Origin of the sequence: Streptomyces sp. NPDC088147, assembly GCF_044741565.1 — a bacterium.
GTDB lineage: Bacteria > Actinomycetota > Actinomycetes > Streptomycetales > Streptomycetaceae > Streptomyces.
The window spans coordinates 1-12,416 of record NZ_JBIUSY010000016.1 but is presented as its reverse complement, the minus strand read 5'-3'; the positions used below and the strand labels follow the sequence as shown (position 1 = coordinate 12,416).

9 protein-coding genes and 2 pseudogenes are annotated in these 12,416 nt (G+C 71.9%); 5 read left to right on the top strand and 6 right to left on the bottom strand.

Translation table 11 applies throughout. The features are described from left to right. Positions 1-601 precede the first annotated feature (601 nt). The gene (locus tag ACIOGX_RS36750; RefSeq protein WP_401919092.1) at positions 602-1,150 is read left to right on the top strand and encodes a DUF4262 domain-containing protein; all 549 of its coding nucleotides are present in this window, start codon (positions 602-604) and stop codon (positions 1,148-1,150) included. Between the two features lie 45 nt (positions 1,151-1,195). Here the strand turns inward: ACIOGX_RS36750 and ACIOGX_RS36745 are convergent, their stop codons facing one another. The 4 genes and pseudogenes from ACIOGX_RS36745 to ACIOGX_RS36730 all read right to left on the bottom strand — a co-directional run. Beyond that, on the bottom strand, positions 1,196-1,570 hold the full coding sequence (locus tag ACIOGX_RS36745; RefSeq protein ID WP_401919094.1) for a hypothetical protein: 375 nt from the start codon (positions 1,568-1,570) through the stop codon (positions 1,196-1,198). Positions 1,571-2,075: 505 nt separating this feature from the next. Next, positions 2,076-2,348, bottom strand: a pseudogene (locus ACIOGX_RS36740) (transposase); the annotation flags it as partial. A 17-nt stretch (positions 2,349-2,365) separates the two neighbouring features. Then, a complete protein-coding gene (locus tag ACIOGX_RS36735; RefSeq protein WP_401769155.1) occupies positions 2,366-2,815 on the bottom strand; it encodes a transposase family protein in 450 nt (149 codons plus the stop codon). Positions 2,816-2,999: 184 nt separating this feature from the next. Then, positions 3,000-3,503, bottom strand: a pseudogene (locus ACIOGX_RS36730) (IS5/IS1182 family transposase); the annotation flags it as partial. A 455-nt stretch (positions 3,504-3,958) separates the two neighbouring features. Here ACIOGX_RS36730 and ACIOGX_RS36725 point away from each other — a divergent pair. Continuing rightward, positions 3,959-4,783 carry a BTAD domain-containing putative transcriptional regulator gene (locus tag ACIOGX_RS36725; RefSeq protein ID WP_383972785.1) on the top strand — a complete coding sequence of 275 codons (825 nt, stop codon included), beginning with the start codon at positions 3,959-3,961 and terminating at the stop codon, positions 4,781-4,783. 11 nt (positions 4,784-4,794) lie between these two features. Then, on the top strand, positions 4,795-5,454 hold the full coding sequence (locus tag ACIOGX_RS36720; protein WP_401919090.1) for a ScbR family autoregulator-binding transcription factor: 660 nt from the start codon (positions 4,795-4,797) through the stop codon (positions 5,452-5,454). Positions 5,455-6,696: 1,242 nt separating this feature from the next. On the opposite strand, the gene ACIOGX_RS36715 is transcribed toward ACIOGX_RS36720, so the two are convergent. Further along, on the bottom strand, positions 6,697-7,974 hold the full coding sequence (locus tag ACIOGX_RS36715) for a hypothetical protein (RefSeq protein WP_401919088.1): 1,278 nt from the start codon (positions 7,972-7,974) through the stop codon (positions 6,697-6,699). A gap of 821 nt (positions 7,975-8,795) precedes the next feature. Next, positions 8,796-9,533, bottom strand: a complete 738-nt coding sequence (locus ACIOGX_RS36710) for a thioesterase II family protein (protein ID WP_401919086.1) — start codon at positions 9,531-9,533, stop codon at positions 8,796-8,798. Positions 9,534-9,814: 281 nt separating this feature from the next. Here ACIOGX_RS36710 and ACIOGX_RS36705 point away from each other — a divergent pair, with 281 nt between their 5' ends. Both ACIOGX_RS36705 and ACIOGX_RS36700 read left to right on the top strand, forming a co-directional pair. After that, the gene (locus ACIOGX_RS36705; protein ID WP_356517832.1) at positions 9,815-10,636 is read left to right on the top strand and encodes an AfsR/SARP family transcriptional regulator; all 822 of its coding nucleotides are present in this window, start codon (positions 9,815-9,817) and stop codon (positions 10,634-10,636) included. Positions 10,637-11,025: 389 nt separating this feature from the next. After that, the gene (locus tag ACIOGX_RS36700; RefSeq protein WP_401919084.1) at positions 11,026-11,787 is read left to right on the top strand and encodes a thioesterase II family protein; all 762 of its coding nucleotides are present in this window, start codon (positions 11,026-11,028) and stop codon (positions 11,785-11,787) included. The last annotated feature ends 629 nt before the right edge of the window (positions 11,788-12,416 follow it).

Here is a 12,416-nt window from a genome sequence, read left to right as displayed (position 1 = left end):
GGTGGGGTGTCTGGGGTGTGTGTCTGGGTGTGGGTCGGGTTGTGGTGGTGTGGTTGGGGTGTGGTGGTGTGTGTGTTCTGTTGGGTGGGGTGGTTTGTGTCGGTGGGTTGTGTGTGCCGGGTTCTGGCGGGGTGTCCTGTGGCGGGGTGTTCTGTGCTGGGGTGTTGTGTGGTGGGGCCGGGTGGTCGGGGGTGGTGGTTGAGAGGGGTCCGTGCGGTTCGTGTGCGGCGGTTGTTTGGTCCGTGCTGCTGCTGGGGTGTTTGTGCGGGAGGGGTTCCGTGCCTGCTTCGGTTTCGGCGGTCGGCCGGCGGTGGTTTCGTTGGGGGCTGCTGTGGTGTCGTGTGTGTGTCCAGGTCGCGGGGTGTCGGTCCGTGATGTGCGGTCGTGCCGGTCGGTGATCACGGTGGCTTTCTTGGTGTTCTGCTTTTTCTTGTCCGCCGCGGATGCGCGGCGGCTGGCGCGGTTGGCTCTGTTCATCGGAGCGGGGTTCTGGCACATGTCTTGGGGAGCCGTCGTGGAAGGTGACGATGTTGTTCGGTTGAGGGGGGTGGTCGCGAACCCCGGCTGCCTGGCTCAAACGCTCACCTCGTAGCCTCCGCGCATGACTGATGATTCGTTCCAGTGCCGCTGTGTCCTCTGTCATGACTACGGTGACCGGGACGAAACGGGCCGCGCTGATCTGACGGTCATTGAGAGTGTGCGGCAGCACGGATGGCACGTCGTGATGGTTCCCGAGGATGAGACCGGTCCTGGATTCGCCTATACGGTCGGTCTCTCGCACACTCACGGCGCACCTGAACTCGCCATGTTCGGACTCGGTGTCCACGCCATGCAGCGCATGCTCAACAGGCTCGGAGCGAAGTCCGCCGCCGGTGCTGTACTGGCTGACGGCCAGAGGCATCCTGATGTTGTCGGCGGTTACCATGTCGCGCTCGGGCAGGTCGATCTCCGCTGGTACCGGACCTTCTTCGGGCGGGCCGTCGGGTTCTACCGGCGGCCTCCCTTTCCCGTGTTGCAAGTTGCGTGGCCCGACGTGGATGGCCGCTTTCATTGGGAAGATCAGGCTGAGGAGAGGCATCGGGAGTCACAGCCTCGGCTGTGGCTGCCACCGAGTAGGCACCCTGTCGGGGTCTGGACGACCGGACTCTGAGCTCGAACATGCCGACCAGCGGCAGGCCAGCACTGACGCGAGGGGCTACTGGAGCATGATCATTTTGCGGAGCAGTTCAAGTCCGGCTCGGCCGTAGAGCTGTTTCTTGATCTTCTTGATGCGGTTCACGGTGCCCTCGGTGCTGCCCGGGCTCCAGTCCGGGGTGAGCCCGGCCGTCACCGCGTTGAGGTCCCGGAGCGGGCGGAGTGCGAAGCTGGTGAGACCGGGGAGCCGGCTGGCATCGACGGCGTCGATCCAGGCAGGGGGCGTGCTGCCGAGGCGGTCGCTGCGTATCTCGCCGAAATCGCGGACGTGTCCGGCGGATTTGCCCAGTTCGGGGCAGCGTGCCAGGACCTCCTTCAGGCCGGCCCGGTCTTCCTCGGTCAGGGCCGTGGAGTGGCGGGTGAGCCAGCTGGTCACCTGCCGCACCGTCGGCGGTCGCGGTGGCGCCTGGGACGGAGCTGCGCGCGGGGTGGCGATGTGCGCGCGGACCATGCCGTAGGTGACAGGGGCTTGCTCGGCAACCAGCTCGCCGTGCAGCCGGGTGACACTGGCGCATCCCTCGGCGAATCGCCGCTCCGGGTACGGCTTGTGGGGGTCCAGTCGGCTGGGCCGGTGCGGGTTCTCGCGGAAGGTGTCCTGCCGGCGTGCGGCGTTTCGCGTACCGGAGCACGGTGTTGAGGCCCCAGCCCAGGTGCCGGGCGGTCGCCCGGCGTGAGTGGCTTTGGGCGAGCAGCTTGTGGACCGGGGCATGTGCGGCCTTCTTGTGCTCGGCCCGCCGGCCGGCAGGCTCCGGGTTGTCCTGCGGCCGGCTGGACTCTGAGCGGGTCGTCTCCGGCAGTGTGCGGCTGGGCGAGGGGCTGCGCAGACAGTCGCGGTGGGAGGCGGCACAGGTCTCCACGGTCCGGCCGAGGCCCTGCCACAGATGGAACCGGTCAGCGACTTGCGGAGCATCAGGGGCACCGCGCCGGGCACTCTCGGTGTAGGCGCCCGCCCGATCCCGGCAGATGATTTCCACGCCTGGGTGGCTGGTCGGCCACGCGGCCGGCGGCCCGGCTTCACGGGGCGGGAGCACATCGACCACGCGATGGGCTTCAGCGCAGGTCAAGACGGTGGAGTAGATCTGACCGCGGCGGATCGCGAAGTCGTCCACGCCCAGTACCCGCGGCGTGCTGAACTGCGGATCAGGCAGCGCCATGACCCTGCGCAACAAGGTCAAGTCATCCTTCCCGGGCCGAAGCCCAGCTGGGCGGCCAGCCGGGCGCCGGCCCGCCCGGCCAGCGCGAGCCCCACTCCCTCCAGGGACCGGTTGAGCCGAGTCGTGAACCGTGCGTACGGGGCGGCCAACCGCGAGAACGGCTCGGCGAACGTCCGGCGCGGACAGACCGCCGATCCGCAGATGAAGCGCCGGACCGTCAGCCGGATCACAAAGCCCTGCTCAGCGAGCGGAAGATCCTTCAACCTGCGCTGATAGCGGTCGTGCACCCGGTCCGAGAAGCGGCCGCAGTCCGGACACGCTGTCCCGGCCGCCCGGCCGCCCCGGCCTCTCGCCACCACCTCGACCGTGCCGAACGCGGCCGTCACCGTCTCGACATCCACGTCGTCGATCCCGTCGAACACGAGCGAGTCCCAGAACGATGCATCGGTCAGCAGGACCAGCACCATCACCGTCCACAGCCGACCACGACAGCGACGGCCAGGAGCTTGACGAAGCGTCACCTCCGGCTGTCAGACGGCAAGGCGTACGCGGCCTCACGCAACGCCGCCTCTCACAGTCGAACACCGAGGTGACGCTCCGCCACGACCCCCCAAGATCTGTGCCAGAACCCGTTCTGATGAACAGAGCCACGCGGTTGGCCGGCGGCCTGCGGGCCTGGATCTCGGTGGCGTCCGGCCGTGGCTGGACGCCTGTGCCCAGGCTGTGGGCGTCGCGCTGTGGCTGGACGCCTTCGGCCTGGGTGGAGGCGGACATGTCCGTCGGCGTCCGAAGACGCGAGCCGGGACGGTCGGGGACCGCGTGCTCCCTCGGCCGGGAGCGCAGGTATCTCCTCTCCGCGATCGCATGGGTGAGGGTGGACCGGTCGACGCCGGACGGCAGTCCTGGCACCGGGTGCGGCAGGTCGTGCCGCGGGCGGACCGGCGTGGCCGCCGGCCGGTCGACGGACACCGGCTGGTGGCGTGCGCCGGCACCCGCGGCCCGCTTCCGGGCTCCTCCTTGTGCGGCATGGTGTCGGCCCTCGGGTCCGGCCTGCCGCGGCGCGGCCAACTCCTCGGCCGGGCAGGCGAGATGCTGTCGAGGGATCCCGGTGGACAGCTGATGTGCCGGCACCGTCCGATTGACCGTGATCGCCACACCCGGATCGTGCCACCTGCCTGGCACGACGCCTCACCCGCTGTCACACGCACCAACTCGTCAGGTCCCGGCGGCCTCTCCGGCTCTGGCGGTCTTCTGGTCCCGGTGGCCTCTCCGGCGCCGGCGGGTCTCTCTGTGTCCGGCGGGCCGGGGAGTGGTCTCCCTCCTGGTGATCCTTGCGGGAGCCGGGAGCCGGGAGCCGGGAGCCGGGAGCCGGGAGCCGGGAGCCGGAAGCCGGAAGCCGAGGTTGGCGGGAGGGTGGGGGAGGGGGCGAGGGAGGGTGTGGTTGAGGGGTCGGGTCTGTGGGGGTTGTGTCGCGGTCGTCCTTGCTGTGTCGCCTGAAAAAACAGCGCGGACGGTTTGATATTGACAAACCGTCCGTCCTGTTTTTTACTCGGGGTGCTTCGGAGTGTCGGCGGCATGCGGGGATGAGCGGATAGAAAAGGGGAGATGGCGTGGATATCGATGTATTGGGTGCGTTGGCGGCTCGTGAGAACGGGTTGTCGGTGACGCCGACGGCGCCGAAGCCGCGTCAGGTGCTGGCTCTGCTGGCTCTGCATGCTGATCAGGCTGTGCCGGTGGCTGTGCTGATCGAGGAGTTGTGGAGTGGCAGGCCGCCGCGCAGTGCGCGGACGACTTTGCAGACGTATGTTCTGCAGTTGCGGGATCTGATCGCGGTGGCTCTTGGCCGGGATGAGGTGGAGGGGGGTGCCGTGCGTGGTGCCAAGGGGGTGCTGGTCACCACGCCGGGCGGTTACCGTCTGGACACGGGCGGGGGGACGATTGATGTGCGTGAGTTCGAGAGGCTGGCGGGGCTGGGGTACCGGGCGATGGACGCTGGTGATTTCGCGGGTGCGGCCCGGCAGTTGCGTGAGGCGCTCGCGTTGTGGAGGGGGCCGGCTCTGGTCGATGTGCAGGCCGGGACGCAGCTGGAGATGGAGACCCGGCGTCTGGAGGAGACCCGGCTGTGTGCGCTGGACCAGCGTATCGAGGCCGATCTGCGGCTGGGCCGGCACCGTGAGCTGCTGGGTGAGCTGACGGTGCTGGTCAGCCGCTACCGTACTCATGAGAATCTGCACGGTCAGTTCATGCTGGCGCTGCACCGCTCGGGGCGGCGCAGTGAGGCGCTCGATGTCTACCAGCGGCTGCGTGGTGCTCTGGTGCGGGAGCTGGGGCTGGAGCCCTCGGCGGGGCTGCGCCGGCTGCAGCGTTCGATCCTGACGGCCGGTCCGGAGCAGGTGGTGGCCGGTGGCGGCGAGCGTCTGAGCCGGGTCGGCTGAGGGAGCCCGGGATGCAGGCCAGATCGCTTCGGACGCGTCAGAAGCTTCTCCTCGCGGGTGCGCGGATGTTCAACCGGAACGGCTACGCCGGCGCGACGCTGGGCCAGATCGCGGGAGCCGCGGGTGTCACGAAGGGTGCGCTGTACTTCCATTTCACCTCCAAGGACGGACTGGCCGACGCGGTACAGGAGCGGGGCGGTGCCCTGCTGCGTGATTTCGTGCGGCGGCACGGCGAGACGGGCGCGGCGCCGGTGCAGGTGCTCATCGACCTGACCCACTGGCTCGCCCGGACGTTCCACGACGATCCGGTCATCCGGGCGAGTTTCCGTATCACCGGCGAGTGCACCGGACGGCGGCCGCCGGTCGCCGACTTCCACCAGGCGTGGATCACCGAGGCGCTGCGTCTGCTCGCCCGGGCCCGCGCGGAGGGAGCGCTGCTCTCCATGCAGGAAGGGGAGGAGAGCGGGGAGGGGGCCGAGGCGCTGCTGTCCGCGACCGTGTGCGGTATCGCGGTGCTGGCCGGGACCGGTATGCCCCACGGGGAACTCGGCGACCGGGTAGGGGCGTTGTGGAAAACGCTGCTGCCGGCGCTCGTGGCACCGGACGACGTGGCCCACTACCGCACCCGCGCGCAGACCGCCCGACCGGCCCGGCAGGACCGGGCCGCCTGAGACACCACACCCCACCACACGCCACCACCGGCACAACACACCACCGGCACAGCACCGGCGGCACGGCACGGCACCGGTGGCACGCGCACGGTACGGCGGCACGCATACGGCACCGGCGGCACGCACGCATACGGCGCCAGCACGCACACGTACGGCACTGGCGCACGGCACCGGTGGCACGCGCACGGTACGGCGGCACGCATACGGCACCGGCGGCACGCACGCATACGGCGCCAGCACGCACACGTACGGCACTGGCGCACGGCACCGGTGGCACGCGCACGGTACGGCGGCACGCATACGGCGCCGGCGGCACGCACGCATACGGCGCCGGCGGGTGCGCGCACGGCACCGGTAGCACGCGCACGGCACGGCACGGCACGGTACGGCGGCACGCACGCACACGGCACCGTCGGCACGCGCACGGTACCGGCGGCACGCGCACGTACGGCACCGTCGGCACGCGCCTGGCACGGTACGGGGGCACGCACGCACACGGCACCGGCGGCACGCGCGCGGCACGGCACCGGTGGCACGCACATATGCGGTACCGGTGGTGCGCATGCGGTACGGCGGTGCGCGCCCTGTGTGGCACGGCATGTGCCGCGGGGCGGGGGGTGCGCGGTGCGGGGCCGTGCTGTGTGTCCGGGGTGGCCGGGGGTGCTGTCCGCCGGGCTCCGGCTGGTGCCCGGGGATTCGCCGGCCTGGTGCCGGAGGGGTGTGCCTCCTTTTCTGCCGGAGTTTTCCGGTGGCCGGGGGTGTGCACCTGTCGCGTGCTGATGGGCTCGGCATGGGGTGGGGTCCGCGCCGGGCATGTTCCGGTCGATCCGGCCCGCGCTATCAGCGCCAGCCCGGAGGGCTCGCAGGTTCCTCTCCCGTGTTCCGTCCGCCGGCCACCTGTGATGACGGTCATGAACCGTCCTCCTGCTTCCCGGAACGGAACGGGACGGGACGGCAGTCCCGCCGTGTAAGGCCGGTTCTCTGCCGGAACCGAATCCCGTTGATGACACGACGGCGGCGCTGCCGGCGTTCATCAGGCACGTGCGGTGCCGGGCGGCGAAGGCACGTGTGGTGCCGGTGAGCGAAGGCGAGTGTGGTGCCGGGCGGCGGGGTGCCGGCTGGTCCACCGGTTCCCGGGGCCGGGCCGGGCTCGGAGCTCGGAGTGGAGACGCGCAGGGGCCCCGTACGGGAAACCGGGAGGCGGGCGGTTCGCGTGCGGGGCCGCTCACGGGGTGTGGGCCGTCAGACTCCGGTCAGGGTGTATGTGCCCGTACCGTCCTGTCTGCCGCTGGAGTACTGGCGGATGAACTCCCCGTCCGCGTAACGGTCGTGGCCCATCATGGAGCCGGTGTACTTGTTCTGCACACCGATCATCGAGCTGCCGGGCACGTCGCGGTAGATGTAGAACCGCTGGAGGTCGTCCTCCGCGCAGGGGGCCGTGATCAGGACCGCCCGTTCGGTGGCCGCGTTCTGCTCGGCGATGGCCGCGCACCTGCCGTTGCCCCAGTTCCACAGGGACGCCTCGAGGACCCCGTTGTTCTCCGTCACGTCGCACAGCCGCCAGTTGTCCAGGTGGGCGCTGAGGATCGTCGAGGGCCGCAGGCGGACACCGTCGTCCGCCAGGAGCGGCGCGCCCCAGGACAGGGGCTTGCCGGGTACGGCAATCTTGTAGGCGTCGGGCCCGCAGTCGAGAGCGGCCCGCGCACCGCGCCCGGTGGCTCGGGGCTGTTGGGCGGGCGTTGCGCCGGTGAGAGCCGGGCGCTGCGCGAGGCGGTCCCGCGGCTGCTGCGCTGCCGGCGCCACCGCACCCGCCGGGTGCTCGGCCTTCGCGGCGGACGGGCCGCAGTCCAGGAGGCCTTGTGCCCTGGCCATGATGCTGCTGGCGGGCACCTCGTCCTCGCAGCGCACCGCGCCTTCCTCAAGGGCGGTGTAGGTGGTGAAGCTGCCGCTGCCGGGCCCTTCGGTCCACTTCAGCGCCCAGCTGGCGTCGCCCTGCTGGACGCGGTTGCAGTTGAGGCTTCCGTACGTGCCGGTGACCTTCTTGGTGCCCTTGTAGACGCCGTAGTAGCCGGGCCGGCTGAAGTTCCACGTGACGGTATTCGACTCGCTGCTGGTGGAGGAGTAGCTGACCTGGACGTTCAGGCCCAGGCTCGCGCCGACGGTGCCGAGGGTCTCGACGGCGAAGCTGCCCTGGACGGTGCCGTTGAGGCCGACGGAGACCGAGATGGTGGTCTGGGTGCTGGTGGTGATGGTCTGGAAGCCGGTTGTGCCCTCGGTGACGTACCAGCCCTTGAAGTGGGTGATCGTCGGGGTGACTTCGGTCGTCTTGATGTACGGGTGGCGTGTGCCGAGGTCGGCCGCCGTGCAGGCACCGCCGGGCTCGGCCTGCGTGGTGGCGGCGGACGTGGCGGGTGCGGCCGCGGCCGGTGAGACGGCAAGGCCCACGGTGGCCACAGCGGCCGAGGCGGTACAGGCCATGAGTGCTCTGCCGGTGCGGCTGACGGATCGTGTGGGGCGCATCGTTGCCCTTTCCCCCTGGTCGTGTGTGCGGTCAAGGGGTGAACGTAGCGGCCACGGGGGTGGCGGCGGGAGCCCGGAACTAGACAAAAATGATCATAGAGGGGCCTATTTCGCCCCTGGTGTGCACGGGCGCCGGTCCTGTTCCCTCCCCAACGGACCTGTACGCCACCGAACAGAGGGGACCACCCTTTGCCACACGCCACACGCCACACGCCACACGCCACACGCCACACGCCACACGCCACACGCCACACGCCTGTTCGCGGTGTTGGCCGTACTCGCCTTCACCGCAACCCTCCTCGACCTGGGCGCCTCACCGGCGCCGCCGCCGCACCGCCGTCGGCCGGCCGGGCGGCCCCTGGGGGCACGGCGCCTGCACGGCCGCTACCCCCGGTTCCGGGGTGCGGCGCCGGGGCGCGGCATGGACCTGCCGAGCTGAGCTGAGCTGAGCTGAGGCGGTGGCGTCGTAAAAGGCCGACGCTCCGGTGCTCCGGAGCATCCGTGAGTCTCTCCCTCCGGCATGGCCGTGACCGGTGGCATGGTTGTCACCGGCAACGCGCAGGAGCCTGGAGAACCACTGTTTGCCTCGGCTCACACGACGGGGCGGGTGAGGTTCCGGCAGAGCCCGTTTGTCATCGGAGAGATCGCCCCGCCCCATGCCGGCCGAACCGCCTGAACCGCCTGAACCGCCTGAACCGGCCGAACCGATCGGCCCGGGGCCGAGTCACATGCGGCCTGTCGGACTGTCGGATACGGCCCGGCGTCCCGGGTTCCGGGCCGTGTCCGCCGGAGAGGGGCCGGGCAGGGCGGGGTGTCTGTGTTCACCGTGGCATGGTGCGGGCGGGTCCGGTGAGGGTGAGTGCGCGGCGGATGTCTTCGGTGATCTGCGTGGTGAGGGCGGTGGGGTCGGGCTGGAAGTAGAAGTGGCCGCCCTCGAAGAGGTGCATGCCCAGGAAGTGCTCCGCCCGGCCGGCCCATCCGGTGAGCCGTGCGGGTGGTGTCACTGTGTCGTCGGTGCCGCCGAACACCGACAGCGGCACGGGCAGGGGTGCCGGGTCGGGGGCGGGGCGCCAGGTTTCCACCAGCCGCAGATCTGTGCGGATGGCGGGCCCGAACAGTTCCCACAGCTCCGGGTCCTCCAGGACGGCGGCGGGTGTGCCGCCCATCGCGGCGAGTTCGCGGCGCAGCCCGGCGTCGTCGAGCAGATGCCGGCGGGTGCCTTCGCCGCCGGGGCGGGGGGTTCCGCGGGCCGACAGTCCCAGCCAGAGAGGCGGGGCGGAGCCCTCGGCGAGGAGCCGGCGGGTGAGTTCGTAGGCGACGAGGCCGCCCATGCTGTGGCCGAACAGGGCGTACCGCCCCTGGAGTTTGGCGTCCAGTTCCCCGCGGAAGTAGTCGACGAGGCGGCCGGCGTCACCGATGCCGGGACGCTCCGCGAGCAGGCCGCGGCCGGGGGCGTCCACCGGGCACACCTCCCAGCCGGCCGGGAAGCGGCCGGGCCAGTCCCGGTAGGACAGATGCGAACCACCGGCGTGGTGGAACACGAACAGGCGCAGTTCCATGCTGGCTTCCGTCGACGGTCTTCAGGCCCGGGGGATCCGCGGGCCGGGGGACCTGGACGATAGCCGGTGTGCCGGGGGCGGCGCCCGGTCTTTCCAGCCGGGTCCGAGCGCGTGTGCGGGCCTTCTCGAGCGCGGCGGGCGCCGGGGCCGCGCCCGCCGGTTGGAAGGCGGCTCGAGCACGGGTCGAGGTCCCGGCGCGCGCGGGGTGAACGGGGTTAGCGTGCAGGACGCCGGCGGCTTCGAGCTCGAGGGGAACTCGGCCCGGCAACGGGGAGGAAACTGTGGAGATTCAGGTTTTGGGTCCGCTGAACGCTGACGTCAACGGGGAGTCGATCGTTCCGACCGCCGGCAAGCCGCGCCAGATCCTGGCCCTGCTGGCCTTCTACCCGGGCCGCGTCATGCCCGTACCCACGCTCATGGAGGAGCTCTGGGGCACCAGCCTGCCCCAGAGCGCGATGACCACCCTGCAGACCTACATACTCCAGCTGCGCCGGAGACTGGGCACCGCGATGGGACCCGACGCACCCGGCGCCGCCAAGGAAGTGCTGGCGACCCGGCACGGCGGCTACCTGCTCCAGATCCCGCCGCAGAGCGTCGATGTGCACGGCTACGAACAGCTCGTGTCGTCGGGCCAGGGCGCTTTCGAGGAAGGCGAGGACGAGCGGGCAGCGGCCCTGTTCCGTGAGGCGCTGGACATGTGGAACGGGCCGGCCCTCGTGGACGTACGTGTCGGCCCGATCCTGGAGATCGAGGTACTGCGGCTGGAGGAGAGCCGTCTGGGCACCGTGGAACGCCGTATCGACGCCGACCTGCGGCTCGGCCGGCACAGCGAACTCCTCGCCGAGCTCACCGACCTGATAGCCCGCCACCCCCAGCACGAAGGACTGCACTCGCAGGCGATGGTGGCCCTGTACCGCTCGGGGCGGCAGGCCACCGCGCTGGACGTCTACCGCAAGCTGCGCAGGCGGCTGATCGAGGACCTGGGCGTGGAGCCCTCGCCCCAGCTGCAGCGCCTGCACCAGGCGATGCTCACCGTCGACCCGGCACTGGACGTGGCCTGCGGACCACGCCACAGCTCGACCTTCGACCTCTACGCGGCCTAGGCCCTGCCGTCAGAGTCCCGCCCGGCCCGGCACACCCGGCCCACCCGGCCCACCCGGGACAACCGGCCCACCCGGCCCACCCGGGACAACCGGCCCACCCGGCCCACCCGGGACAACCGGCCTACCCGGGACAACCGGCGGGCGCGGCATGCGTGTTCGCCGGTTGTGCTGCCGGAGCCGTCCGCGTACCCCGGGTACGAGGACGGCTCCCGCGCCGCAGCCCCGCCGCAGCCCGCCCGCCCTCGCGCCCCGGCCCCGCCCCTGCGCCCCGGGTGACTGCGCGCCGGGGCTGCCCCGCCCCCGCTCCCGGCCCCGGGGTGGGCCCGAGCGGTTCTCGAGGGGGCTCGGCGAGCGTCGGTACCGGTGAACCCACCGAGGGAGGACGGCAGATGCCCGACGGACAGCCGGTACGGCTCCACTGTTTCGCGCATGCCGGAGCCGGTGTCTCCTGCTTCCACGGCTGGCCCGGCGATCTGGGCCGCGCGGTGGAGCCGGTGCCCCATATGCTGCCGGGCCGTGAAAGCAGGCGCCGTGAGCCCCGGGTCGTGCGGCGCGCGGCGCTGCTGGCGGAGGTGACGGACACGTTCACGCGGGCACCGTCGGGACCGTACGTGCTCTACGGGCACAGCCTCGGCGCGCTGGTCGCCTACACCATCACCCGTGCCCTGCACGAGGCCGGGCTGCCCGGCCCCGCGCTGCTCGCCGTCGGTGCCTGCCCGCCGCCTGACGCGCCTTCACCGCTCTCGGATGCCCATGATGCCTCTGAGGAGCGGCTGCTGCGGCTGCTCGGGGAGATCGGCGCCCTGCCCGAGGGGGCGGCGCCCGGAGGGCTCTGGCACCGGGCCGTGCTGCCGGTGCTGCGCGATGACCTGGCCCTGGCCGACGACTTGCGGGCCGCCGCCCGTGAACCGTCCGCGGCCGGGCCGCTGCCTGTGCCGCTGCTGATCGTCGCGGGCGGCGACGACCCTGTGGCACGGCCCGCTGTGATGGAGGGCTGGCGGCGCTGGAGCACGGGGACGGCGGCCGTGCGGACCGTCCCGGGGGACCACTTCTTCGTACGCGGCCGTGAGCTGCCGCGGCTGCTGGGACATGCCTGCCGTGCCGTGGCACGGGCCGCACCGGCCCGCCCCACGGCCCCCGCCCGCCCCTGACCCCGCTGGCCAGCAGAGCTGGTGGCCGCCCCGCCCGGTGGCGCGGGCACACAGGGCGGGTGGTCAGCGGGGTCGGCGGCGGGCGGGGGCGGCGCCCGGGGTGACTCCGGCGCGTCCGGGCCGTACGCCCGGCCGCCGCGCCGCTGACTCCCGTGTACCGGTCGAGGTCGGGGCCGCCGGGCGGGGTGCTGGTCAAAGGGCCCCAGCTGATGGCCGGCCACCCCGGCCAGGAGCGGCGGGCGGCCCGTACCGAGGAGGACGGCCGGTTCTCCGTCGGCGATGCCGGCTGTCTCGACGGCGGCGGAGCGCTTGCCGGGTGGACCGTCTGGCACGCATGGTCATGTGCGGCGACGAGACTTTCCCGCCTGGCCGGACCGAACGGATCATCAGCGGGGATCCGCGCGTCGCCGGCCGCACCGTCGCCGGCCGCACCGTCGTCGGCCGCACCGTCGTCGGCCGCACCGTCGCCGGCCGGCCCGGCCCCGTGGCGCTGCGCTCTCGCCCGGGGCCCGCGCGTGAGGCGTCACCTCCGCGGCCGGCCGCAGGTCCTCGTCGCCGGTTCCGGCCCCTCGTCGCCGGTTCCGCCCCGCGTCGCCGGTGCCGGCCCCGCCCGCTCCGACCGCCGTCCA